The sequence below is a fragment of the Vibrio sp. TMPB1044 genome, assembly GCF_030442075.1.
In the GTDB taxonomy this organism is placed as follows: domain Bacteria; phylum Pseudomonadota; class Gammaproteobacteria; order Enterobacterales; family Vibrionaceae; genus Vibrio; species Vibrio satsumensis.
Genome location: NZ_JAUJED010000003.1, coordinates 71,366 through 95,183 on the forward strand (window position 1 = coordinate 71,366; position 23,818 = coordinate 95,183).

At 45.2% G+C, this 23,818-nt stretch carries 21 protein-coding genes and 1 pseudogene; 14 read left to right on the top strand and 8 right to left on the bottom strand.

What is annotated here, in order from left to right; all coding sequences use genetic code 11:
- Nucleotides 1–117: 117 nt before the first annotated feature.
- Nucleotides 118–294, bottom strand: coding sequence for a hypothetical protein (locus tag QQ041_RS00705; RefSeq protein WP_285952880.1), 177 nt, complete (start codon nt 292–294; stop codon nt 118–120).
- Between the two features lie 154 nt (nt 295–448).
- On the opposite strand from QQ041_RS00705, the gene QQ041_RS00710 reads away from it, so the two are divergent.
- Together QQ041_RS00710 and QQ041_RS00715 are read left to right on the top strand one after the other, a co-directional pair.
- Entirely contained in the window at nt 449–1,309 is an 861-nt protein-coding gene (locus tag QQ041_RS00710) for an AraC family transcriptional regulator (protein ID WP_285952881.1), read from the top strand.
- A 147-nt stretch (nt 1,310–1,456) separates the two neighbouring features.
- Nucleotides 1,457–1,975 carry a lipocalin family protein gene (locus tag QQ041_RS00715; protein WP_285952882.1) on the top strand — a complete coding sequence of 173 codons (519 nt, stop codon included), beginning with the start codon at nt 1,457–1,459 and terminating at the stop codon, nt 1,973–1,975.
- A 79-nt stretch (nt 1,976–2,054) separates the two neighbouring features.
- On the opposite strand, the gene QQ041_RS00720 is transcribed toward QQ041_RS00715, so the two are convergent.
- Both QQ041_RS00720 and QQ041_RS00725 read right to left on the bottom strand, forming a co-directional pair.
- Entirely contained in the window at nt 2,055–2,429 is a 375-nt protein-coding gene (locus QQ041_RS00720) for a hypothetical protein (protein WP_215403286.1), read from the bottom strand.
- 48 nt (nt 2,430–2,477) lie between these two features.
- Complete coding sequence (locus QQ041_RS00725; protein WP_285952883.1) at nt 2,478–2,783, bottom strand: monooxygenase; 306 nt, start codon at nt 2,781–2,783, stop codon at nt 2,478–2,480.
- Between the two features lie 163 nt (nt 2,784–2,946).
- Between QQ041_RS00725 and QQ041_RS00730 the strand changes: the two genes are divergently transcribed.
- Complete coding sequence (locus QQ041_RS00730; RefSeq protein WP_285952884.1) at nt 2,947–3,852, top strand: LysR family transcriptional regulator; 906 nt, start codon at nt 2,947–2,949, stop codon at nt 3,850–3,852.
- A gap of 40 nt (nt 3,853–3,892) precedes the next feature.
- Here the strand turns inward: QQ041_RS00730 and QQ041_RS00735 are convergent, their stop codons facing one another.
- Entirely contained in the window at nt 3,893–4,507 is a 615-nt protein-coding gene (locus QQ041_RS00735; protein WP_285952885.1) for a TetR/AcrR family transcriptional regulator, read from the bottom strand.
- A 204-nt stretch (nt 4,508–4,711) separates the two neighbouring features.
- Between QQ041_RS00735 and QQ041_RS00740 the strand changes: the two genes are divergently transcribed.
- The 7 genes from QQ041_RS00740 (at nt 4,712) to cyoE (ending at nt 14,484) form a co-directional block, all read left to right on the top strand.
- Nucleotides 4,712–5,827 carry an efflux RND transporter periplasmic adaptor subunit gene (locus QQ041_RS00740; RefSeq protein WP_285952886.1) on the top strand — a complete coding sequence of 372 codons (1,116 nt, stop codon included), beginning with the start codon at nt 4,712–4,714 and terminating at the stop codon, nt 5,825–5,827.
- A gap of 8 nt (nt 5,828–5,835) precedes the next feature.
- Complete coding sequence (locus tag QQ041_RS00745) at nt 5,836–8,934, top strand: efflux RND transporter permease subunit (protein WP_285952887.1); 3,099 nt, start codon at nt 5,836–5,838, stop codon at nt 8,932–8,934.
- Nucleotides 8,935–9,701: 767 nt separating this feature from the next.
- Nucleotides 9,702–10,598, top strand: a complete 897-nt coding sequence (gene cyoA / locus QQ041_RS00750; RefSeq protein WP_285952888.1) for a ubiquinol oxidase subunit II — start codon at nt 9,702–9,704, stop codon at nt 10,596–10,598.
- Between the two features lie 5 nt (nt 10,599–10,603).
- Nucleotides 10,604–12,685, top strand: coding sequence for a cytochrome o ubiquinol oxidase subunit I (gene cyoB, locus QQ041_RS00755; RefSeq protein WP_285952889.1), 2,082 nt, complete (start codon nt 10,604–10,606; stop codon nt 12,683–12,685).
- Nucleotides 12,675–13,292 carry a cytochrome o ubiquinol oxidase subunit III gene (gene cyoC, locus QQ041_RS00760; protein WP_285952890.1) on the top strand — a complete coding sequence of 206 codons (618 nt, stop codon included), beginning with the start codon at nt 12,675–12,677 and terminating at the stop codon, nt 13,290–13,292. Before cyoB ends, cyoC begins: the two co-directional genes overlap by 11 nt.
- Complete coding sequence (gene cyoD / locus QQ041_RS00765; RefSeq protein ID WP_114633190.1) at nt 13,292–13,603, top strand: cytochrome o ubiquinol oxidase subunit IV; 312 nt, start codon at nt 13,292–13,294, stop codon at nt 13,601–13,603. The genes cyoC and cyoD overlap by 1 nt, the downstream gene beginning before the upstream one ends.
- 8 nt (nt 13,604–13,611) lie before the next feature.
- Nucleotides 13,612–14,484 carry a heme o synthase gene (cyoE, locus tag QQ041_RS00770; RefSeq protein WP_285952891.1) on the top strand — a complete coding sequence of 291 codons (873 nt, stop codon included), beginning with the start codon at nt 13,612–13,614 and terminating at the stop codon, nt 14,482–14,484.
- Nucleotides 14,485–14,561: 77 nt separating this feature from the next.
- Here the strand turns inward: cyoE and QQ041_RS00775 are convergent, their stop codons facing one another.
- The 4 genes from QQ041_RS00775 to QQ041_RS00790 form a co-directional block, all read right to left on the bottom strand.
- Nucleotides 14,562–15,050: a hypothetical protein gene (locus tag QQ041_RS00775; RefSeq protein WP_285952892.1), complete on the bottom strand. Its 489-nt coding sequence runs from the start codon at nt 15,048–15,050 to the stop codon at nt 14,562–14,564.
- Nucleotides 15,051–15,205: 155 nt separating this feature from the next.
- Nucleotides 15,206–17,182: an alkyl sulfatase dimerization domain-containing protein gene (locus QQ041_RS00780; protein WP_285952893.1), complete on the bottom strand. Its 1,977-nt coding sequence runs from the start codon at nt 17,180–17,182 to the stop codon at nt 15,206–15,208.
- 321 nt (nt 17,183–17,503) lie between these two features.
- Complete coding sequence (locus QQ041_RS00785) at nt 17,504–18,493, bottom strand: efflux RND transporter periplasmic adaptor subunit (RefSeq protein ID WP_017060202.1); 990 nt, start codon at nt 18,491–18,493, stop codon at nt 17,504–17,506.
- Nucleotides 18,493–19,104, bottom strand: a complete 612-nt coding sequence (locus tag QQ041_RS00790) for a magnesium transporter (protein WP_285952894.1) — start codon at nt 19,102–19,104, stop codon at nt 18,493–18,495. The genes QQ041_RS00785 and QQ041_RS00790 overlap by 1 nt, the downstream gene beginning before the upstream one ends.
- Before the next feature lie 1,073 nt (nt 19,105–20,177).
- Here QQ041_RS00790 and QQ041_RS00795 point away from each other — a divergent pair.
- The 4 genes and pseudogenes from QQ041_RS00795 to QQ041_RS00810 all read left to right on the top strand — a co-directional run bounded on the left by QQ041_RS00795 (nt 20,178) and on the right by QQ041_RS00810 (nt 23,807).
- Entirely contained in the window at nt 20,178–21,113 is a 936-nt protein-coding gene (locus QQ041_RS00795; RefSeq protein ID WP_285952895.1) for a LysR family transcriptional regulator, read from the top strand.
- A 217-nt stretch (nt 21,114–21,330) separates the two neighbouring features.
- Nucleotides 21,331–21,718, top strand: a pseudogene (gene gloA / locus QQ041_RS00800) (lactoylglutathione lyase).
- 14 nt (nt 21,719–21,732) lie between these two features.
- Entirely contained in the window at nt 21,733–22,830 is a 1,098-nt protein-coding gene (locus tag QQ041_RS00805; RefSeq protein WP_285952896.1) for an alkene reductase, read from the top strand.
- Between the two features lie 110 nt (nt 22,831–22,940).
- A complete protein-coding gene (locus QQ041_RS00810) occupies nt 22,941–23,807 on the top strand; it encodes a DMT family transporter (protein ID WP_060982872.1) in 867 nt (288 codons plus the stop codon).
- Nucleotides 23,808–23,818: the final 11 nt, after the last annotated feature.

Below are 23,818 nucleotides of genomic sequence, written 5' to 3' on the forward strand. Positions count from 1 at the left end.
CTTCCATGTTCCACTGTGTAATAAGTATAGAAAGCGGGTGGTCAGTGTGAAACTCTACATGAATGACAAATAAAAACGGTATTTAATCAACAAGCTGTCGTTTGAATGAGCCTTTAATTACGACTCTTGCCTCAGGCTTTTACGCAGATCTTTTTTGTATTCGTCATAAGAGTTGTAGCCATAGAGTTTCCACGTGTGATCACCTTTAATATTTTGGCTGTAGGTGATTTCTCCGATCCACTGCTGACGTGTTGCATGAATCATATCGCGTATTTTTAATAATAAAGTGTCCATAGTTGCTCTCCTGATTAAGTTCACCTGCAGTATATTTAGCGGAGAAAGTCGGAAGAGTACCGTTAGCGCAATGTCCAATACTTTTCAGTCAAAGTGCTTATTTGAGTGGTTTGATGGGTATACTTTCAGTATTAAAGGGTCATTGAGTGTCGTAATGAAAGGTTACTTAGAAAAGGTGCCGCAGCGGATTGGTGCGTCATGGCGGTATAAGAAAATAGTAGAAGGCTGTAAGAGCTATGGTTGGCACCGACATGAAGAGTATGAGATAGCGATTCATCGTTACTTCTCGGGGCACAGTTTTATTGGGCACCACCAAAGCGATGTGTTTCATAACCATATGATTTTGGTTGGTCCAGACTTGCCTCATGCCATTTATTCGGATGAGAGCACTGATGACTCACGTGTTTGCGAAACCCATGTGATTTGGTTTCGCAAAGACTGGATAGAGCAATTAATCGCGTGCTGCCGCGAGCTCGAACCGTTACGTGCATTGTTGGAAGATTCAAAGAAAGGATTGCAGTTTTCTCCTAGTACCGCTGAGAGGGCAACACAACTGCTAGATAAGGTGATGGTTCAGCCTCCTCATCAACAGCTACTGACTCTATTCTCTCTGTTTGCTCTGCTGATTGATGACCAAGAAGTCGTGCAGTTAATTAACCCAACTTTTAACTCGGTTGAAGAAGACGAAGTCAGCGACAAACTAGATAAGGTCGAAGCCTTTCTGATGAATCATTTTATCCACGATATTTCAGTAAATGACTTAGCTAGCCATTTGTATGTTAGTGAAAGTAGCGTCAGGCGCCTGTTTCAAAAGCACTACAACGAGAGCTTCAGTCAGCGGTTGAAGAAAATTAGATTAAATGTGGCGTGTGATTTACTGCTAAATACACCTCTGCCTGTGAATCTGATTATGGAAAAAGTCGGTTATGACAACCAAGCTAACTTCAATCGCCAGTTCAAATCTTATAAGCAGGTGACTCCTACTCAATATCGAGAGTCAATGAAGCGACTTTGATTTATTCACCAACGAAACGATTTCCATAAACGTCTGAATAATTTAATGTTATATGAACCATGCTAATGGGGTTCACGTATTAACAAGGACGTAAGTTAAGACTCAAATGACTTACTCGTATTACGATTAAAACAAGTCGAGGTTAGGATGAAGAAAATACTTTTGCTGCTGAGTGTGATTTTATTGGGCGGATGCGTTGGCATGCCAGAAACCGTCAAGCCAGTTCAGCAGTTTGAATTGGATCGATATTTAGGGAAATGGTACGAAGTGGCTCGCTTAGACCACTCGTTTGAACGCGGCTTAAATAATGTGAGCGCTGAATACAGCCTACGCGACGATGGCGGCGTGAAAGTGATTAACCGCGGCTATTCGGCTGAAGAGGGCGAATGGAATGAGGCTGAAGGCAAAGCGTACTTTGTTGAAGGTAGCGACCAAGGTTACTTAAAAGTGTCGTTCTTCGGTCCGTTTTATGGTGCCTATGTGGTGTTTGAATTGGAAGAGGAAGGATACCAATACGCGTTCGTTTCTGGGCCAGACACTGATTACTTATGGCTACTAGCAAGAACTCCTGAAGTCGCACCAGAAGTGATGGAGAAGTTTAAAGCGATGTCGAAAGATCGTGGGTTCAATACCGATGAGCTGATCGTTGTGGAACATACCCAATAAACCGATCGCTGTTATTGGTGAGAGTGATTGATAAGGCACAGAGGATGAATTTCTCTGTGCCTTTTTAATTATCTGAGAGTTAGTCTTGCTTACGCACTTGCAATACGCTCAGTACTGATAGTGAAAGGAAGAACGCTGGGTCGCTCCAACCAAAGCCAACAAAGATACCCGTAAAAGCAGCATACAGTGTGATGATCGCACCCAGCATATTGGTGACAACCAAACCTTGGATGAGCTTTTTAGCGCTGACTCCTGCTTCAATATCTCGCAGTAACCATGTTATCGCTGCAATACCGCCAAGGAAGATACTGGTGTGTTGAGAGAGAAAATACGCGTACTTATCATTAATTTCCACACCGTACATGGGCCACATGACTGTTGGTAGGAAAAACAACGCGAAGGCAAACCCTGCGTAAATGATGCCGTGTAGGCTTAAAAACGTTTTATTGTTCATTTGTTATCTCTCTATCTCGTGCCTTTCGCCAATTCTTTATTCATTTCATTAGCCGTTGATTGGGCCTTTGTTAATGGTAGTTAATGGCTGGTTTACGTCAAAAATCACGCCGCGAACTTCATCTACGCCCATCTCTCTCAAGCGAGCAGCATGCATGGTCAAGTAAGCCTCAGCGCTGAGTTGATCTTCAAAAAGGTAGACACCACCGCCTAGTTTTTCGGCTTGGTTTTCTGTCCAGATTTTCCAGATCATGCCCGGTTCGTTGTTGATGGACTTAGCTAGGTCTACGAGTGCGTTCGACATCTCCTCACCGAAAGGGCCGTTAAATTCAAAATCAACTTGTAGTAGTTTCATGGTGTTTCTCCGTTTAACAAATTTCGTTTAACAAAATCCGCTATAAAAAATAGGTGTTTAAGACAAACAAGCCATTCTCGTTTGTTGTTGAGATTTATATTACCTGTAAAAAACAGACAGAAAAGTTCATAATGTTGCCATTAACTGTCAGGATTTTAGACCGATGAGATTGAAGACCACCCTCGACCAATGGCAAACACTCTATGAGATAGACCGCGCTGGCAGCATTCAGGCGGCGGCACTGCAATTGAATAAGAGTCACACCACGTTGATTTATGCGTTGAGAAAACTGGAAGATCAATTGGGCGTGTCTTTGGTTCAAGTTGAAGGACGCAGGGCGGTATTGTCGGAAGACGGCAAAGCCTTATTGCGTAGGGCGAGCAGCATGCTAGAGCAAGCGCGAGAATTGGAGCTGATCAGTGAGCAGTTGGCAAAGGGAGTCGAATCTGAAATCGTGGTTGCGGTTGATCATTTGTGCTGCCTTGAGCGTCTTTATAAGCCGATGGCTGCGTTTATGACAGAGAACAACAGTACGTCGATACAAGTGGTTGAAACGTCACTGTCGAAGACCACCGAAATGGTCACTCAAGAACGAGCCGATGTTGCCATTATTAACCTACCCATAACCAATTACTCGGCTGAAGCCTTTGGCTTTACAAAGATGGAGCCTGTTGTCGCAAGTTCGCACCCTTTGGCTAACATGTCATCCATATCGCTCAACCAGTTGTCGTCGCTGCCACAAATAGTGGTGCGAGATTTAGGCTCGGTTGAAAAGTTGGGAGAGAAAAAGGATGTGGGTTGGTTGAAGTCGAGCCAGCGTATTACGGTCGATAATTTCGACCATGCCTTTGGAGCGGTAGAGCAGGGTGTGGGGTATTGCAGGTTGCCTAAACATATTGTTGATAGCCGAGGAAGTGACAAGCTCACCGTGTTAAATGTGGAAAATGGCAGTGGCTATCACGTGCCGCTGCATCTGACTTTGCCGAAAGGTGCGAAGACTGGCCCAGCCGCAAAACGTTTCTATGAACTGCTTCTTGAGTCAGCCCAGAATGCGGACTCAGTGTTATGAGAAACTTAGTTATGATCTATGAACTATGAACTATGAGCTATTAACGAGGCTGATTGCCATTCAAGAATAGCGCGACACATTCACGAGTGTAGTGAAGCCTTTCTTCTTCGGACTCTCCGCTATCGTGACCGAAGAATGACCAATATGCCGATTTGCCATGAAACATCAGCAGCAGTTGGCGCGCCGCTATGATTGGCGAGCTTGTAGAAGAGAGCGTTAAGTCGCCAGATTCTATTTTAGTCTGCAAGTAATCGGCGAGTAGTTTTGTGGTCTTTTGTGGCCCCGTTTCTAAATAAATAGAGGCAATTTCTGGATGCGTGTTGGATTGACTCACCGCGTTCTGAAAGGTTTGTCGTGACTGCTCATCAAGCAGCAAATCCTGAAACTTCACACCAAATTTCACCAACTCATCACCCACCGTCGCGTTCATATCAAAGGCAGCAGGGCTCAGTTCGCGCTCTGCACACTTGGTTTGCATGCAGGTTTCGAAAAGTTCGTCTTTGTTTTTAAAGTGAGAGTAGACCGTTTGCTTGGAAACGTTCGCCGCTTTGGCTATCTGATCCATATTGATCTTGAAGCCATGCTCAGAGAAAAGTTGGCTTGCTGCGGTTAAGATCTGCGATCTCTTCTGTTCACTCTTGATGATTTTAGTCACGTGTTGTTTCTCGTTACTTGCTTGGTACTTAGTGTTGCTCAGCTTTATGCACTTGGTTTTGCGCTAAGCATTATGCTTTTTGTGATGGTTTTATCAATCATTAACGATGAAACTTATTTTTAACATAATCAAACTAGACAGTCTAGTTTGGTTTGGTTAGTCTAAAAAAAGAACATAATTGAGTACCGCATAGGAACAGTAAGTATGTATAAATTGATGAAGGGAAGTGCGGTGGCGTTGTCTCTATCGGCTTTTCTTGTTGGATGTGGCGAAAAGGAACAAGCCCAAGATTCGGTTGATTCAACCAATCAAACGGCTTCGAGCGTCCAAACTATTTTAACTGTAGAAACGATGGCCTTAGCGCTGTCTTCCTCTTATGCCGTGCAGCGTGAATATGTTGGTGTGGTTAAGGCGGGTCAGCAAGCCAACTTAGGTTTCGAACTGGCGGGTAAAGTGAATGAGATTCTCGTTGATGTAGGTGACACAGTAACCGAAGGTCAGCCCCTGATTCGATTAGACACTCAACTGTTGCAGACTGAATCGAGCCAATTAAAAGCACAAGCCGAAGAAGTGAAAGCTCAACTGAGTCTTGTGGCGGCGAACTTAAAGCGTCAGCGCTCATTGAAAGCGAAAGGCTTCAGTGCCGAAGCTGAAATTGATTCGTTAACCAGTGAACAGCGCGTGTTGCAGGCGAACTTACTGCGTATTGATGCCTCCGTAAAAGGCAACGATCTCAAACTGGTTAAATCGACGATTCTTGCGCCGTATTCGGGCACCATCGCAACGCGTTTTGTGTCGCTAGGTGATGTGGTCAATGTTGGCAATCCAACTCTTACCTTACTTGCATCGGAAGGCAAAGAAGCCTTTATCGGCATTCCTGCTCATCAGATGACAAAGGTAACCTCACTCTCTTCGCCAAGTATTCGTGTTGGGCGAGATGATTATGCAGTGACGCTGCTGAATCCGGGTGCCATGGTCGACACGCAATCTCGCAGTGTTGGCTTACGTTATCTTTTCCCTGAGCAAGCGACTGTTTTAGAAGGTCAACTTGCTTACCTTAAGTTTGACGAGCAAATCGACGACCAAGGTTATTGGGTGCCATTAACGGGTTTGATTGATGGTCTGCGCGGTGTGTGGAACATCTTTGTGGTAGGAGAAGACAATAAGGTCGAGCGCCGCAGTGTTCAGGTATTATTTGCCAACAATCAACAAGCGTACGTGAGTGGTGCAATTGAGGATGGTGAACAGGTGATTGCGAGTGGTTTACATCGCTTGGTTCCCGGTCAAACCGTGAAGCCAGCCAGCGTTACTGCTGAATAGGAAATAGTATGAAAATCATAGAGACTATTTCCAATACTCGACTGCTCATCTTGATGACAGCGCTACTGATGGTGAGTGGTATTTCTGCGTTTATGACGCTACCCCGCGCAGAAGACCCAGTGATCATCAACCGTTATGCAAATATCACAACCAGCTTTCCCGGTGCCAGTGCCGAGCGAGTTGAAACCTTAGTTACAGAGGTGATTGAGAACAAGCTGCGTGAGCTGAGTGAAGTTAAACTGGTGAGCTCAACTTCAAGGCCGAGTGTGTCGATTGTTACGCTAGAACTTAATGATACTATCACCGAGCCTGAACCGGTTTGGTCGCAAGCGCGTGACAAACTGTCTGACATCGAATCCATTTTACCTGCGGGTGCGCATTCTCCCGATCTCGACAGTGACCATACCTACGCTTTCACCACCATTGCATCTCTGACTTGGTCGGGTGCAGGCGAGCCAGACCGATTGACCTTCGGGCGTTATGCTAAAGAACTGGCTAAGCGATTACGAACACTATCGGGGACCGAATTCGTTGATGAATACGGGATGCCACAAGAAGAAATCCAGATAAGTCTACGAACAGCTGATGCCGCAGCACTTGGGCGTTCGAGTGCCAATATCGCTGAGTCGCTAGAAGGGGCGGATGCAAAGAACTCGGCGGGCGAATTGGTCAGTGCTTATTCTCGTTTTGGTTTAGAGATTGAATCGGAACTTGACTCCATTGAACGTATTAAGCAAGTCCCAATCGCGACCGACAGCAATGGTCACATCATCCGCATGGAAGACATTGCATCGGTGAGGCGTGGCGAGAAAACTCCCCAAGATCAGATTGCCATTATTGATGGTGAGCCGGGAGTGATTGTCGCAGCAAGAATGCATCCTGATCTTCGAGTCGATAACTGGACGTCGCGAGCAAATGCTCTGATTGAGAAGTTTCAACAAGAGCTGCCAAGCAATATCGATGTCACCGTGTTGTTCAATCAGCAAGGCTATACCGAAACTCGTTTAGATGATTTAGGCAAAAGCTTGATGATTGGTTTTGGCTTGATCTTAATTGTGCTGTTTGTGACTTTAGGTGTGCGCGCTGCAATATTGGTGGCGATTTCTCTGCCACTCACTTCACTACTTACGCTATCGATCATGAAAATGACCGGTGTACCAATCAACCAGATGTCGGTGACGGGCTTAATAGTCGCGCTCGGGATCATGGTGGATAACGCGGTGGTAATGGTTGATACCATTCAGGCGTATCGTTTGAAAGGGCAGCACAGAGCGGAAGCGACCATGAATGCCTTGAAGCACTTGTGGGTGCCTTTGCTGGGCTCAACATTAACCACCGTATTGGCGTTTGCGCCGATCATTCTGATGCCGGGTGCATCGGGTGAGTTTGTCGGTGGTATCGCGATTACTGTGTCTTTCTCACTGATCGGTTCTTATGTGATTTCGCATACCTTGATTGCAGGTTTAGCGACCAAGTTACTGCCGAAACAACTCAGTGATGTCGATAAGAAAGGGCAACATCACTGGTATATGACAGGCTTAAGAATTCCTGCATTAACACGTTGGTTCTCATCTTCTGTTCGCTTTGGTGTCACACATCCAATCATCACTATTGCGTTGGTATTGTTGGTGCCGTTTACTGGCTACTGGAGCATGTCTCAACTGACTGAGCAATTCTTCCCGCCATCAGACCGAGATATGTTTGAGATTCAAGTTTACATGCCACCGCAAGCGAGCATTTATGCGACCAAAAATACCTCTGAAAAAATCGATGACATCATTCATCGTTACCCTGAAGTGGAGCGCATTGATTGGCTAGTGGGCGCTAATTTCCCATCTTTCTATTACAACTTGCAGGCAAGGCAAAACAACGCGCCTTACTTCTCGCAAGCCATGGTGAAAACAGATAACTTTGACCAAGCCAATGCGCTGATTCCAGAACTGCAAAAGGTGTTGGATGAAGAGGTACCGGAAGCACAAATCTTGGTACGAAAGCTTAACCAAGGGCCTCCATTTACCGCGCCAGTTGAGCTGCGTGTTTATGGTGAAAACCTCGATACGTTAAAAGCGATTGGTGAAGATGTACGCTTGATTCTGGCAGGTGTGCCTCATGTCACTCACACGCGAGAAACATTGCAACCGGGTACGCCTAAGGTGTGGTTGAAGGTCGATGAAGGTACGGCAAAACTTAACGGTATTTCGCTGAACCAGTTTGCGGGCATGTTGCAAACCACGCTGACTGGTCGTGAAAGTGGATCTGTAATTGAGGGTAGTGAATCGGTGCCGATTCGTGTTCGCGTCGCGGATGATGCGCGTGAAAACTTGGCGCATTTAAGCAATATTCGATTGCCAATCAGTTCTGAGGTGTACTCGACAGGTATTAACGTATCGACACTCGCCGAACTTGAATTAACCACAAGTCGTGGTGCGATTACTCGTCGTAACGGGCAGCGTGTGAATACCATCGAGGGCTATATTGAAGCGGGTGTCTTGCCTCAAACCGTGCTTAATGAGTTCCAAAAACGTTTAGAAAGCTATCAGATGCCATCGGGTTACACGATTGGCTTTGGTGGCGAATCAGCGGAACGAGACAATTCAGTCAATAGCCTGATCTCGAATGTCGCCGTTGTGGTGGTATTGATGGTGTTGGTGGTGGTTATGTCGTTCAACTCGTTCCGAATGAGTAGCATCATCTTCATGGTAGCAGGACTGGCTGGTGGTCTAGGGTTGCTGTCGGTATGGATCTTCGGTTATCCATTTGGCTTTACGGTGATCATTGCGATGCTCGGGATAGCGGGTTTGGCTATCAACGCGGCTATCGTGATTCTGACCGAATTGAAGCTAGACACGGAAGCTTCTTCTGGGAATGTCGATGCAGTTGTTGAGGCGGTGATGTCGTGTACGCGTCATATCAGTTCGACCACAATTACAACTGTTGGTGGCTTCATGCCATTGATCATTGCTGGTGGTGGTTTCTGGCCTCCGTTCGCGGTTGCGATTGTTGGCGGAACGGTATTAACCACGCTGATTTCTTTCTACTTTGTGCCTGTGGTTTATCACTTAATGACTAAAAACCAGCACAAGAAAGTCGTCACAGCAACAGCATAATATCTCTATTAATGACTATTACTCCTCTCCTTGGAGGGGAGTAATACCCGCTTAAAACACTTTAAAATACTCGTTAAATCGGCTTTCTAGATCGATCTTGGCCATTACTTGTTACTACATCACTGGCATTCTTATCGATAAAAAGCAGTGTGCCATTCGAATACCTAATGGGTTGCCGGTCAAAGCAATATCTTTTCTAAATACCTTTAAAATTACAGGTGAATTCATAAATTTGATGTTCATCACGCTTTATTTAATTCGCTCTTTCTAATGTAATCAATCATTGTTGTTTCTACTGCGTGTTTACTTTTCTCACTCCCGTTTCTCTTTAATCCTTTTCCGCACATGGCTTGACTCGTGTGGCACGTTCATGTTGTGCGTCTGAATTGCATCAATTTCCCACATCTTACTTTCATAATTGGAAGGTTAGTTTCCAAGTTTGTTTGGTGAGCTTTCAATTTCAACTCCTCATAATGCGCCAAATGTAACAATGTATTTCAAAGTGTAACAATTAAGTCATATTTTTTGTGTGGTTTTAACCGTGCGGCAATGTTTCGGCTGCGCAGCACTGTCGTTTTAACTTGGCAGTTCAACTGTTCAACTGTTCAACGGTCGACTGTTTAACTGTCCACTGTTCAAGATAGTGGCTAATTCCGTTTCACTCTGAGATACGTCGTTTCACATGCTCAACACATAAATATTCTAATGACCATGACAACCAGTACTCGGGCGTTCGTTCTGAGGCTGGATAACCATCGAGAAAGTTAATGGAAGCTTCAAGATATAAACGCATTTTATCGAGAGCAAATCTGTCGAGGATTGGTTTGGTGGGAACCGTCCTGATGCTCGAAGGATGTAACTCCGCATTGCTCGACCCAAAAGGTAGCGTTGGCGTTCAGGAAAAAGAGCTGATTATCACGGCTCTTTTGCTGATGCTGATTGTTGTCATCCCTGTGATTCTGATGACCATCTACTTTGCTTACCGATACCGCGAAAGTAATACCACAGAAGAGTATGCACCTGATTGGGCGCATTCAACCAAGATCGAAGTGGTGGTATGGACGATTCCAATCATCATCATCGCGATTCTTGCCACCATCACTTGGCGAACAACACACGAGCTGGAGCCTTCAAAGCCTCTGGAAAGTGAAGTGCAGCCTATGGTGATTGAAGTCGTCTCTCTGGACTGGAAGTGGCTGTTCATCTATCCGGAGCAAAACATTGCGACGGTTAACTATGTTGCGTTCCCGAAAGATGTACCGGTGACGTTTAAGCTAACCTCAGACAACATCATGAACGCGTTCTTTATCCCGCGTCTTGGTTCGCAGATCTACGCGATGCCGGGAATGGTGACTAAGTTGAATTTGATTGCAAACCATGAAGGTGACTTTAAAGGTTTTGCATCAAACTACAGTGGCAAAGGGTTCTCACAGATGAAATTCACCGCATCGGCTATGCCTGATCAAGTGGCATTTTTAAACTGGGTGGAAAAAGTGAAAGCAAGTCCTGATCGTATTGAAGATTGGGAGCAGTTCCGTTCATTGGCTGCGCCGAGTGTGGCTGAACCTGTGACTTTGTTCTCCAGTATCCCACCATTTTTATTCACTGATGTCGTGACCCAGCACCCTGGTTCAATGAACTGTTTGCCGGAAACCCAAGGATAATCGTCATGTTTGGAAGATTAACTCTAGACTCAATTCCCTACCACGAACCCATTATTTTGGTCACGTTAACCATGATCGCTCTAGTGGGCAGCTTAGTGGTGTACGCGGTAACCAAAGCCGGTAAGTGGCAATACCTTTGGAATGAATGGTTTACGTCTGTAGACCACAAAAAATTGGGCTTCATGTACATTGCTGTAGCGATGGTGATGTTAGTTCGTGGCTTTGCCGATGCGGTCATGATGCGTAGCCAGCAATTGCTTTCTGCAGCCGGTGAGACGGGCTATTTACCGCCACATCACTACGATCAGATCTTCACGGCTCACGGCGTGATCATGATTTTCTTCGTCGCGATGCCTTTGGTTATTGGCTTGATGAACATCATCGTGCCGCTACAAATTGGTGCTCGTGATGTTGCATTCCCTTATCTGAATAACCTGAGCTTCTGGCTGTTTGTGGTGGGTATCATCCTAACCAACATGTCGTTGGGCTTAGGTGAGTTTGGCCGTACGGGTTGGTTGGCGTATCCACCGCTTTCCGGCATTGAGGCAAGCCCTGGAGTGGGGGTCGACTATTGGATATGGGCACTGCAAATATCCGGTGTGGGTACCACGTTAACGGGTGTGAACTTCTTCGCGACCATTTTGCGCATGCGTACTCCGTCTATGCCAATGATGAAGATGCCAGTATTCACGTGGGCATCGCTGTGTGCCAACATCCTGCTCATTATCTCTTTCCCTATCCTAACGGTGACCATCGCGCTACTGACTTTGGATAGATACATCGGCACGCACTTCTTCACCAACGACCTTGGTGGCAACGTGATGATGTATGTGAATCTGATTTGGGCATGGGGACACCCTGAAGTGTACATCCTAATCTTGCCTATCTTCGGTGTGTTCTCTGAAGTGACGGCAACCTTCTCACGTAAAAAACTGTTTGGTTATACCTCGCTGGTATGGGCGACGGTCGCTATCACCATCCTTGCGTTTGTGGTTTGGCTGCATCACTTCTTTACTATGGGTTCAGGCGCAAATGTGAATGCCTTCTTCGGCATCGCAACCATGATTATCTCTATCCCAACCGGGGTTAAGATCTTCAACTGGCTGTTCACCATGTACAAAGGTCGCATCCGTTTCACAACACCTATGCTGTGGACAGTTGGCTTCCTTATCACCTTTACTGTTGGTGGTATGACAGGCGTGTTGATGGCGGTACCGGGTGCAGACTTCATACTGCATAACTCAGTATTCCTGATTGCTCACTTCCACAACGTAATCATTGGTGGTGTTGTGTTCGGTTGTTTTGCTGCGATTGGTTACTGGTTCCCGAAAGCGACCGGTTTCACTCTGAACGAGCTTTGGGGTAAACGCGCATTCTACTGCTGGATCATCGGTTTCTTGATGGCGTTCTTGCCGCTTTACGCTCTGGGCTTTATGGGCATGACGCGTCGTTTGAGCCAAGACATCAACCCTGAATTCTTCCCACTACTGGCGGTTGCGGCTGCAGGTACGGGCGTGATTGCGATGGGTGTTGTTTGTCAGTTCGTTCAGATTTACGTGAGTGTTCGTGACCGCGACCAAAACCGAGATCTAACCGGTGACCCATGGGGTGGACGTACATTCGAATGGGCAACGTCTTCACCACCGCCGTTCTACAACTTTGCAAAACTGCCTAAGGGCGATGAATTAGATGCGTTCTGGTACCAAAAGCAAAGTGGCGAGTTTGACCCAACTCAGGAAGAAGAATACGAACGTATTCATATGCCAAAGAACACACCAACAGGTATTTATGTGTCTGCATGGGCGTTGGCATTTGGCTTCGCAATGATCTGGTACATCTGGTGGTTAGCAGCTGCAAGCCTAGTGGGCATCGTGGTGACGTGTATTCAACACAGCTACAACGACGATGTGGACTACTACGTGGAAGTTGAAGAGATCAAAGCGATTGAAGCGGCTCGACGTGCACAGCTTGAAGAAGCGAAGAAACAGTCAGTGAAAAGCGACAATTCTAGTCGTGGTAACAGCGCTGACGGTGACAGTGATAACAACGAAAATAAAGATGATTTGGAGACGACGTATGCAAGCTAATACTCCGTCACACACTTATGATCTTGCACACTCGCATGATCATCACCACGAAGCCGCGGGCAACAAGTTGTTTGGCTTCTGGGTTTACTTGATGAGTGACTGTGTCCTGTTTGCCACGCTTTTCGCGACTTATGCCGTGCTTGAGAGTGGCTCAATCGCTGGGCCGACAGGTAAAGACATCTTTGAACTGCCGTTCGTGTTTGTCGAAACCATGATGCTGCTGTTCAGTAGTATCACCTTCGGCTTTGGCATGATTGCGATGAAGCGCAAAGACGTTCTAGGACTCAAGCGATGGATCAAAGTTACTTTCGTATTGGGCTTAGCCTTTATCTGTATGGAAGTGTATGAGTTCCACCACTTGATTGCAGAAGGCTATGGTCCTCAAGAGAGTGCGTTCCTTTCTGCGTTCTTTACCTTGGTTGGTACACACGGTTTGCACGTAACGTTCGGTCTTATCTGGATGGCGGTGGCGTATCACCAGCTTTCAACCAAAGGCTTGAACGACAACATATCGATGCGTTTCCAGTGCTTGAGCTTGTTCTGGCACTTCCTTGATATCGTTTGGATTTGTGTATTTACCATCGTGTACTTAATGGGGGTGATGTAATGGAACAGCATCTAGATAGCGGTGCAACGGATTACGTGAAAGGCTTTATTGCGTCACTGATTCTGACCATTATTCCGTTCTACATTGTGTGGGAACATGCGCTGCCAAGCACTGAAACTTACGTGATCTTGTTCGGTTGCGCGCTGGTGCAAATCTTTGTGCATTTTAAGTACTTCTTGCACATGGAAGCGAAATCTTCCGATGGGCGCTGGAACTTGGTATCACTGATGTTTACCGCCATTGTTGTATTGATCCTTATCGCTGGCTCGGTGTGGATCATCTACAACATGAACGTCAACATGAAGTTGTAGGCTCGGGTATGCTGAAAAGTTATTTGTCTATTACCAAACCGGGCATCATTTTCGGCAACCTGATTTCTGTTGCGGCGGGGTTCTTCCTCGCCGCAAAAACAGAACCAGCCAGTGCGATGTTGTTACTGACGACGTTAGCGGGTGTAGGGCTTGTGATTGCATCAGGTTGTGTGGTGAATAACATCTTTGACCGAGATATCGACCAGAAAATGAAACGTACCCAGAACCGCGAATTGGTTCAGGGCAACATCAACATAGACGTCGCATTTATTTATGCGTTAGTCATGTTGTTGGCTGGCACGGCGTTGCTGTTTCAATTCGTTAATCCGATGTCTGCGGTGGTGGTGTTGCTTGGCTATGTGTTTTACGTCTTTTTCTACACCATGTGGTACAAGCGTAATTCGGTTTACGGCACCTTAGTTGGCAGTATCTCTGGCGCAGTTCCGCCATTAGTTGGTTACCTTGGTGTGACGAATTACTTGAGCTTAGAAGCCGTTCTGCTGTTCATCATGTTCTGCTTATGGCAGATGCCACACTCGTATGCGATTGCGATGTTCCGCATTCAAGACTACCGCGATGCAGGTATACCTGTGTTACCGGTGAAAGAGGGCGTCGACAAAGCACATCAGCACATGAAAGCGTATGTAGTAGCGTTTGGCGCAGTTGCTCTGGCGTTGTTCTTACTCGGAGAGGCGGGTTATGAATACCTAGCGGTGTCGGCGGCCGTTTGCTTTATGTGGACCAAAGTGACATTCCGCAAGGTCGATTGCCTCAACTACATTCAGTGGTCAAAGACCGTTTTCAAGGTCTCTCTGCTGGTGGTGATGGGCATCAGTGGCGTACTAGGGCTCGAACTGATTCCGCTGCCTACGCTTTTTTGATTTAAGTTTGTCGTTGAACCCTCAATGTTCTGAAGTCCGAGGGTTTGACGACTTTTTATCTGTCCCGCTTTAAGCTATTACCCTTCAAAAATATCACTAAGCCAATCTTCAAGCTGCTCTCGTTTGTCTTGAGGGCCATTGATTACCACTAATCCATTCAGTGTCGCTTGATCCCAAGAGATCGTTCCGTTCGCTAATGCATCGAACACGTCGAGCTCTGTAATAAGCAATAAATCGTTCTCTGTCGGCAAAGTGTCTCTTCCTGAAATGTTCACGCCTTTTTCAATGCTGATTTGGCTGTAGTGACCTTTAATCGCTTCAAATAAGTTGAATTCAATCTTACTCAGATGCGCCTTTGCGAGTGCTGACTTTATCGAAAACAGTTTGAAATGATCCGGTTTATCTAGGTTTCCGAACTCGTCATCTTGCCTTGCTGTGATGACATTGCCAAATACCTCCAGTGAACCGGGCTCTGTCACTAAACTAAATCCGGTTTCTTGGTGTAATCCGCAAGCTAATACCAGAGAAGAACTGAGTGAAAGCAAAAGAACAAAACGTTTTAGCATGTGTGAACCTTAAAAGAAGCAGGGCAGTTTCCTTACTCCAACAATAGACCTAGATCGTTGAGTTAAGGTTGCGAACTGTACCAATAAATAAACGATAAAGGGACCACAATGGGTCCCTAAGTTATCGACTCGCCATCCTTAGCAGCCTTTGATTATTAGCGAACGATGAGCTTGATCTCTTCTGGAGTCATTGGCTTATCGAAGTAGCTCATGAATTGACCGAAGCCTTTGATGTCGCCATTCGAGAACTTGAATGCACCAGACTGTAGGTTAGTACCAATCACTTGTTGAGCGTTTGGACCCGCAATCAATATTTGGTTCAGTACGGCACGAGTAGTGTCGATTTGAACGTCTGCACCTTTCACTGCTTCTTCGTGTAACTGAGCAATACCGTTACGGATTTCGATAGTGAATGCTTCGTTCGTATCAGAGAAGTTGTACGTTAGCATCATGTTTACGTCTAACGAGTTTTCTGCGATAAGCGTTGAGGTCATCATGTCGAAGATCTGCTTGCTTGGTAGCGCAGTAAGAACGTCAACAGAAGCGAAGTTGATCATATTAGAGAAGTCACGCTTGTTCTCAAGTTCAGCAGCAGCGTTAAGTGCCCAGTTACGCCAGTTGATGTTCACTTGGTCAGCAGCCCATGCTTTGTAAGCTTGTGCTTTCATTTCGCGAGCTTCCATATCTTGCTTGTTTACCGTGATCGGGTAAGAAAGAATTTCTGCTGCAAATGTGTAATTTTCTGCCTTAATTGCTGCTTGTGCAGTCGTAAGGATGTTGTCACGACCGCCCATGACCTCTACGAAGGCTTTAGCGCGTTGCTCGTAAGCCATTGGCTCTAGCTGCCATGGGTCACCTTCGAAGAAACCGTTGTAACCTACGTAAATCTGACGCACGGCGTGTGCAACAGTGCCGTAGTGCTCACCTAACCACGGGTGTTCTGCAAGGTGCTTCGGAAGTTTAACGACCTCAACTAGCTCATCTGGCGTCATACCTTTGTTCATGTAACGGATAGTTTGGTCATGCGTGTATTGAATCGCATCACGGTAAGCCGTTAATACGTCAGATACCGCTTCTTTGCCTTCAACAGGACGACCGTGAGAGTTAATCATGATCTCAGTGTCGAACTTACGCATTACGTCGATGCCCTTGAACCACATTGATGGGTCACGGAATTTAGTACCACGGATGGTGTGAAGGTTAGGGAAGTTCTCTCCTTGAAGTACTTCAGCCGCGTGCAGGATTTTTTGCTCTGGGAAGTAAACCACTAGCTCATCTTTGGTTTCAGATGGCACGTTCTCGATGTGCATTTTCACGCCAGCAATTTCGATTTCGATGTGGCTTTGGCTTGGTACAAGCAGGTTTGGTTCAATGAACGAGATAGCACCTTGCATGAAGCGTGGACCAAGGCCATCGTTTACTGTGCCGTGCTCGCCTTCTTCTACGTGCTTAGCGCCTGTGTAAGAAGTACGGTGACCAAATAGAGTACCTAGGTTTGAAGACCAGTTAGCCACTGCCGCGGTTAGGCCTTCTTCTGCGATGATTTTCACTTCACCTGATGCCACTTCTTCATCCGTTACCCATGCACGCACACCTGAGATGTGGTCGATGTGGTTGTGAGAGTAGATGATGGCTTTAACTGGCTTGTCTGTGATTTGACGAAACTGCTCTTTAACCGATTGAGCCATTTCTACCGACTCACCTGGATCAACAATAATGATACCGTCAGTACCTTCGATCATTACTGGTGTATCGAGACCAAAACCGTAACCAAGGTAAATGTTGTCATCAACTTTGATGATTGCTTGGTCCATTTTTCGGCCATGCTTAGTTAGAGTTGGATGAACGTGGTCAGATTCTTCTGTGTAGGCCAGAGAGTGGCCAGTTTTAGAAACAACTTGGATACGCTCGCCTGTGCCCCAGAACATGTTTGATTTGTGTTCGAATAGAACCTCGCTTTTGTAGCGAGCATCAAGGTCAATGTCTTGGTATTGCGCAGCATTTGCTGTCTGAAGTTCTTGGCCTACTTTCGATGTCGCTTCTACAGTTGGCGTTGCAGATGCAAAACCAGCAGCAAATAAAGCGCTTGCGATAGCAACAGGAAGCGCCATTTTCTTAAATGTATTAGTCATGGTAGTGACCTTATATTTGGATACAGGAATTGGATTTCTTGAGCCAAATGATAAAGGTGGAAGAGGCCGCTATCTACGCGGTAAAAGGATTTCAATCTATCGCTTTTTCGATGGTTTATTTATCTAATGATTATATTGGCGATTTATATTGATCTAAATCAATTAGTAACAGGGGCTTGCAACAGATACAAAAATGCCCCGAATTTCGGGGCATTTTGAGGAAACTAGTCGCAGGTTAATGAGTGGCTGTTATACGAGAGAATAACAGTCACATCATTGATGACTTATTCGTTTACCAAGAGCTAATCGTTTACTAAGAGCTTACCAAGCACCTAAGTATGACTTGTAAGATTGTAAGCGAACCGTTGCTGCGCCGATTACATCAATGAAGCCCCAGAACGGATGTGGTTTCTCAGCAGAAATCCAAGCCGCGCCAGTTGAACCTATAGGGATGTTGTAACCTTCAGGTTCGATGATCTCAAGTACGATAGTTCGACCTAAACCATTGCCGTTTCTTACCACGTGTTGGCCAACGCTTTGTGGTCCCTGAAGTGGAGAAATACTCGACTCACCGGTACCTGCATTAAAGCTGTGTACTTTTGCTCGGAACACGTGACCTGGGTATGCATCAACGAAGAATTCAGCGAAATCTCCTACTTGAACATAGCCGTAAGTTTGGTCTGAAATACGCATCTCAAGAAACTTTTTGCTGGTGTTGTAGAGGTGCATATTACCCATTACAGAACCTTCAGCAATGTTCACTATCGATACCTGGCCATCAAATTCCGCTCTAATGGTTTTCTTCTCTTGCGCCCAATTTACTTTTTGTAGATCGGCTTTTAGCGACACAAGTTCAGCGTGCAGTACTCGAAGATCTGAGTCGTACTTTTCTACGTCACGCATATTGAAGATTTCAGGTGACGTTTCAGCACGCTCTAAATCGCGATCCATCTGCTTGATTTGTTCTTCTTTCTGAACAATTGAAGATTCGATCTTGGCTTTATCTGCGGCAGAATTGATGTCGACGAGAGTGTAGATTATGTCGCCTTCTTTAACCATTTGGTTGTGCTCAACAAGCACTTGGTCGATCTGCTGACCAAAGATAGGTGACATCACCGCGTGTGGTGCTTTGACTGTGGTTGAGTTGGTTAAATCAACGGGTGCCCACAAGCGAGAGATTACTGCTAATACTGCAAGAATCGTTACACCCCCAATGGCAGCCCAGGTGTAGTTCTTGAAGTTCTTCTTAAGTGCGCCTGTCGCAAATAGTGACCATACAATTAGGATGTATGGAATCATCATCTCTTTCATTATGCGACCTCTTTATTTGTTGGAGTCTTTTCTTTTGAAGGCTGAGCTTCTGGAGACTGTTCTACTGGAGATTGTTTGGTTTGAAACGGCTCCGTTACTGGTTCTTCAGGTGATACGTGGACTACGGAGGCCTCTGTATTAGTCGCGTCTCGTTTAGGTTGTACACCACGGCGAATCACATCACTCAGTGATTGACCAATATGTTTCCAGTTCGCTAGCGCGATAACCAAGGCGATAACCCAGAATGTTTTGCTGATGAAGAGTCCGCAAAGTGACAGTGCAAACACGATTTGAACGTGAGCGCTTTTGTGTTCTTTTGCTTTATGCACACCCAGTTCATGTAACTGCCACATGCCGTAAACACCGGCTAATACCACAGCAATTGTCACTGAGAACAAGTAGCCAGAGAAGTACTCCATCTGGAAGAAGTTCATCATCATTTCATTGGGGTGGTTGTTGAACTGAGACATGTCGATGTCTTTAGAGTGGATTGTGCCTAATGGTGCAAGCGCCCATGCACCAGCAAACATCACTGCCATAAACAGACAGAATTTGACCAAGACCATCACAATGGCCCAGATTTTCTGGAAAACGATTTTTATAAAGTTCATATCTCAACCTACATAAATAAGAAGAGAGAATTTGCAGCCTAGAAGTTTAACTTTAACAACATCTTAAAAAGTAGGTGTTTATTATGTGGGTTGATTGATGCGCATAATAAACAAAAGTATTAGATGGTATTTAAAGTGATACTACGCAGTCCAGACAACGGATTCTCGGTATCAAGAAGCTAATGTGCTTCATTACAAATCAATCCTTGTTGGCAGACGTAAACTGAATGGCTATTTGGCTATCGAAAATATATTCGACCTGTTTTATTAGCCGCTGTCGTTATTATGTGTAATACCTCAATTATCGAGGGGCTCTTCCATGGCAGTTGACACATTGCAGTAAAAATATTCGTCAGCTTTCTGTTTGGGTTAATAATTGATTTGTTGGCAGGATAATAGGAAGAGTTTTGAGCGGTATCTACCCAGAAATACGATTTGATAATATCGTAATTACGATGAGTTGTTGTGGTTCTGAATTGGCAGGTTGAATTATTTGCTAGCGCTCAAATTCGGCTTTAAAACATTGTGAGTTAAATTGGCTTGGATCAATGAAATGATTAATAAAAGCATCAATAAGTAATTTGTCGAAATTAATCTTTTTACACAGTTTTTACAATAAAAGGAGTGATGGATATGAATGATGAATTATAGATGACTGATAATAAGTTTTGCCTGTCGGAAAAATATTCACTAAAGGTTAGAAAATTATACCGATGATGTGTCAAATATATGGGTTTAGTTTTTAGATAAGCTCCCTTCGTAGAAGATTCAATTTGAATATTGTAGCGCTAGTTACTCAAATGTATATCTCAATGACACTCAACACAGTGTCATGACAAACGAGACAATTGTGCATTTTTCGTTGTTATTGGAGAATCACTCATCGATGAGGCCCTTCTTCAAAAGTGATCGGTATGAAGGGGTGCTACTGTCTCAATTTGCGACGTCAAACGAGGGATTGTTATTTTATTTAATCGTTTTTACGATAGCATAGTGCTCATGGTCGCCTAATGAGTAATGAGTAATGAGTAATGAGTAATGAGTAATGAGTAATGAGTAATGAGTAATGATATATGAGCAATGACATTCCCAACTTCAACCTACTTGCCGTGTTTTCTGCGGTGATGGAGCAGGGCAGTTTGAGTAAGGCTGCGGATCAACTCAGTACCAATCAATCGACCATCAGTACCGCATTAGCGCGCCTAAAAAAAGAGATCGGCCAAGAGCTTTTTGTTCGTAAAGGAAGAGGTGTTGCGCCTACGTCTTATGCCCAAAGCTTATACGAACAGATAAAAGCGCCGATCAATGAACTCAATGGCGTGTTTCAGTCGATGGCTAATTTTGATGAGCAATCCTCTGAGCGTAAGTTTGTGATTTCTGCGCCTGAGCACTTACAGTGGGTGCTGCTCAATAGTTTCGCGGCGCTTCCTAATCAAAACTTGTCGCTAGAAGTCTTTGATCAACCAGACAGTGATGAGCGAATTTACGAAGATCTTTTGACTCAAGAATTCGATGCGATGATCGATATTGTGGTGCCTGAACACCCAAGTATCGTCAGTGAAACACTTTATGAGGGCGAGTTTGTGATCGTGTGTCGAGCTGATCACCCGCGAATCCAAGGTGAAATCAGCGAAGCGCAGTTCCTCAGTGAAAAACATGCTGTACTAGACAGAACCCGACGCAAAGTTCGCAGTTTGAATCACTACACGTCTTTGGATTTATCCCAACGTAAAATCGTGTTTCATGGACGCTCGCTGTTCAGTAATATCTTGCTGTGTAGCCAATCCGATTACATTACTGTAGTGCCTTTATCTATGGCCGTGCAGTTCCAAGAAAAGTTAAGTTTGCAGCTGTTCAAACCACCCTTTGAATATCAGCCGATATCTCACTACCTGATTTGGTTGAAGAAGCAGAACAGTGACCCTGCTCATAAATGGTTCAGAGAACAAGTCATCAGTACGTCAGATGCAATGTCGAAGGCGCTTAAAGATAGGCGCTTGCGGTTTTAATTGAGAATCTAACTCGAAGGGAAGCATTGGCTTCCCTTTTTTGTGTCATTGAGTTCGTGTTAGTCATAAAGTTCATAACAAAAAATTATCACATTGAGAATTTTTGATAATTTCATTAATTCCTCGCTGAATCGTATTATTTCACTCAGAGATTAGTGGCTAACCTCCACTCAAAATAATAACGGCTCCATGCTTGTGGTGCTAATAAGGGTGAAATATGAAATTCCTACACACAATGATCCGAGTTACTGATTTAGACAAGTCTATCGAGTTCTACACCAAGGTATTGGGAATGAAGGAACTTGAACGCCATGAAAACAAAGACTACCGCTACACATTGGTTTTTGTTGGTTACGAGCAAGGCGGCACGACTATCGAGCTAACGTACAACTGGGATACGAATGGGTACGAATGGGTACGAGATGGGCAGCGCGTTTGGTCATCTGGCATTGGGTGTAGAAGATATTTACGCAGCATGTGACAAGATCAAATCGCTAGGTGGCAACGTCACTCGCGAAGCGGGTCCAGTGAAAGGCGGTTCAACACACATTGCCTTCATTACTGACCCAGACGGCTACCAAATCGAACTGATTCAACTAGGTTAATCGAGGATATAACAATGACAAACGCATTATTTCAACCAATTCAACTTGGTAATATCGAGCTTAAAAACCGTATTGTTATGCCACCGATGACGCGTTCTCGTGCAACGCAACCTGGTAATTCAGCAAACGACATGATGGCGGTTTACTACGCTCAACGCGCTTCTGCAGGTTTGATTATCGCTGAAGGCACGCAAATTTCACCTATGGGTCAAGGCTATGCTTGGACTCCGGGTATCTATTCTGATGAGCAGATTGCTGGTTGGAAAAAAGTCACCGATGCAGTACATGACAAAGAGGGTGTTATCTTCGCTCAACTTTGGCATGTAGGCCGTGTAACACACCCAGATAACATCGGCGGTGAACAGCCAATCTCGTCTTCTGCACTTAAAGCAGAAAACGTAAAAGTATTCATCGATAACGGCACTGATGAACCGGGCTTTGTAGATGTGGTTGAACCTCGTGAGATGACGAAACAAGACATCAAACAAGTGGTTGAACAGTATCGCCAAGCGGCTTTGAATGCGGTTGAAGCGGGCTTTGATGGTATTGAACTTCACGCCGCGAATGGTTACTTAATCAACCAATTCATCGATTCTGAAGCAAACAATCGCACTGACGAATACGGTGGTTCAATCGAAAACCGTTTACGTTTCCTAGGTGAAGTGGTTGAGGCTATGGTTGAAGCGATTGGTGCTGACCGCGTTGGTGTGCGTCTTGCTCCGTTTACATCGTTGAATGGCACCGTTGATGCTACGCCAGTAGAGACTTACACAGCGGCGGCAGCACTACTTAATCTATACAAAATTGTTTACCTGCACATTGCAGAAGTCGATTGGGACGATGCACCTGAAACACCAAAAACCTTTAAATCAGCAGTACGTAATGCTTATCAAGGTGTCCTGATTTATGCGGGTAAATACGATAGCGAGCGTGGCGAAAAAGCGGTTGCTGAAGGCGTAACTGACATGGTTGGTTTTGGTCGTCCGTTCGTTGCTAACCCAGACTTACCTGCTCGTATTCAAAATGGTTACCCACTTGCGGCGCACGATCCAAACACATTGTTCGGTGGTGCTGAAAAAGGTTTAACGGATTACCCAGAATACGCAGGCTAAAAACAGCTGCCTGAAGCAGAGTATTGAGATAGTATCTTGATCCTGTTGAATGTTTATAAAAAGCAACCTGGCAGAGCCAGGTTGCTTTTTTCGTTATTGGACCGAATAAAATGATGAACGTGAAAGCGATGCGTGGGGAACTTTATCTCCTATTTGCCACCCTGTTAGCCGGGGTTGGATGGATTGCATCTAAGCTGGTGGTATTAGAAATGCCCGGACCAGTGTTCATTGGTGTGCGGTTTGTTGTGGCAAGCCTGATTTTACTTCCGTTTTGTATTCATCATATTCGTAAGCTTTCGTTTAAGCAGATACTTTCTCTTTGCGGAGTGGGTTTGTTGCTGTCCGCCTCATTGCAGGTATGGGTGTTTGCGGTATCGGTGACAGAAAGCTTGTCGGAAGGGGCGTTCATCATGAGCCTCGCGATGATCATTGCACCGTTTGTGTCTTGGATTTTGTTTCGAGTTAAGCCTAATCGTGCGTTTTGGATGTCGTTCCCTATCGCGATTATCGGCATGCTGTTGCTGACTTTGGGTAACGGTTGGCATGTCGAGCAGAGTCAGATTTACTTTCTGCTAGCATCGATGTTGTTGTCCGTTCATTTTGTGATGAACAAGCGCGTGATTACTAATATCAAACCTATCGCATCAATCTGTGTGCAGTTGTTTGTGGTGGGTGTGAGTGGTTTAGCCTTTGCTTCTATGACCGCTCAACCGGAGTTCGAGATAACCAAAACCTTAGTTTTCTGGTTCATCGTGTCTGCGGTTATTGCGACTTCTATTCGTTACTTGCTTCAAACCGTCGGCCAACATTCTGTCAACATGGAAGTAGCGGCATTGATCATGATTCTTGAGCCAGTATGGACGCTGTTACTGAGTGTGAGTGTGTTAGGTGAAAGTGTAGAGATGCAAAAGCTGCTAGGTGGGGCTGTGATTATTGCTTCACTGTTCTGCTATATTAAGTGGTCGAGACGACAATAAAACACTCGGTG

What these genes read in the sequence shown, in the direction of transcription:
- cyoC (WP_285952890.1), top strand. Translation starts at nt 12,675, where the DNA reads ATGCAAGCTAATACTCCGTCACACACTTATGATCTTGCACACTCGCAT.
- QQ041_RS00775 (WP_285952892.1), bottom strand. Translation starts at nt 15,050, where the DNA reads ATGCTAAAACGTTTTGTTCTTTTGCTTTCACTCAGTTCTTCTCTGGTA.
- QQ041_RS00710 (WP_285952881.1), top strand. Translation starts at nt 449, where the DNA reads ATGAAAGGTTACTTAGAAAAGGTGCCGCAGCGGATTGGTGCGTCATGG.
- QQ041_RS00715 (WP_285952882.1), top strand. Translation starts at nt 1,457, where the DNA reads ATGAAGAAAATACTTTTGCTGCTGAGTGTGATTTTATTGGGCGGATGC.
- QQ041_RS00740 (WP_285952886.1), top strand. Translation starts at nt 4,712, where the DNA reads ATGTATAAATTGATGAAGGGAAGTGCGGTGGCGTTGTCTCTATCGGCT.
- QQ041_RS00720 (WP_215403286.1), bottom strand. Translation starts at nt 2,429, where the DNA reads ATGAACAATAAAACGTTTTTAAGCCTACACGGCATCATTTACGCAGGG.
- QQ041_RS00785 (WP_017060202.1), bottom strand. Translation starts at nt 18,493, where the DNA reads ATGAAAGAGATGATGATTCCATACATCCTAATTGTATGGTCACTATTT.
- QQ041_RS00725 (WP_285952883.1), bottom strand. Translation starts at nt 2,783, where the DNA reads ATGAAACTACTACAAGTTGATTTTGAATTTAACGGCCCTTTCGGTGAG.
- QQ041_RS00705 (WP_285952880.1), bottom strand. Translation starts at nt 294, where the DNA reads ATGGACACTTTATTATTAAAAATACGCGATATGATTCATGCAACACGT.
- QQ041_RS00745 (WP_285952887.1), top strand. Translation starts at nt 5,836, where the DNA reads ATGAAAATCATAGAGACTATTTCCAATACTCGACTGCTCATCTTGATG.
- cyoB (WP_285952889.1), top strand. Translation starts at nt 10,604, where the DNA reads ATGTTTGGAAGATTAACTCTAGACTCAATTCCCTACCACGAACCCATT.
- cyoA (WP_285952888.1), top strand. Translation starts at nt 9,702, where the DNA reads ATGGAAGCTTCAAGATATAAACGCATTTTATCGAGAGCAAATCTGTCG.
- QQ041_RS00730 (WP_285952884.1), top strand. Translation starts at nt 2,947, where the DNA reads ATGAGATTGAAGACCACCCTCGACCAATGGCAAACACTCTATGAGATA.
- cyoD (WP_114633190.1), top strand. Translation starts at nt 13,292, where the DNA reads ATGGAACAGCATCTAGATAGCGGTGCAACGGATTACGTGAAAGGCTTT.
- QQ041_RS00790 (WP_285952894.1), bottom strand. Translation starts at nt 19,104, where the DNA reads ATGAACTTTATAAAAATCGTTTTCCAGAAAATCTGGGCCATTGTGATG.
- QQ041_RS00780 (WP_285952893.1), bottom strand. Translation starts at nt 17,182, where the DNA reads ATGACTAATACATTTAAGAAAATGGCGCTTCCTGTTGCTATCGCAAGC.
- cyoE (WP_285952891.1), top strand. Translation starts at nt 13,612, where the DNA reads ATGCTGAAAAGTTATTTGTCTATTACCAAACCGGGCATCATTTTCGGC.
- QQ041_RS00795 (WP_285952895.1), top strand. Translation starts at nt 20,178, where the DNA reads ATGAGCAATGACATTCCCAACTTCAACCTACTTGCCGTGTTTTCTGCG.
- QQ041_RS00810 (WP_060982872.1), top strand. Translation starts at nt 22,941, where the DNA reads ATGATGAACGTGAAAGCGATGCGTGGGGAACTTTATCTCCTATTTGCC.
- QQ041_RS00805 (WP_285952896.1), top strand. Translation starts at nt 21,733, where the DNA reads ATGACAAACGCATTATTTCAACCAATTCAACTTGGTAATATCGAGCTT.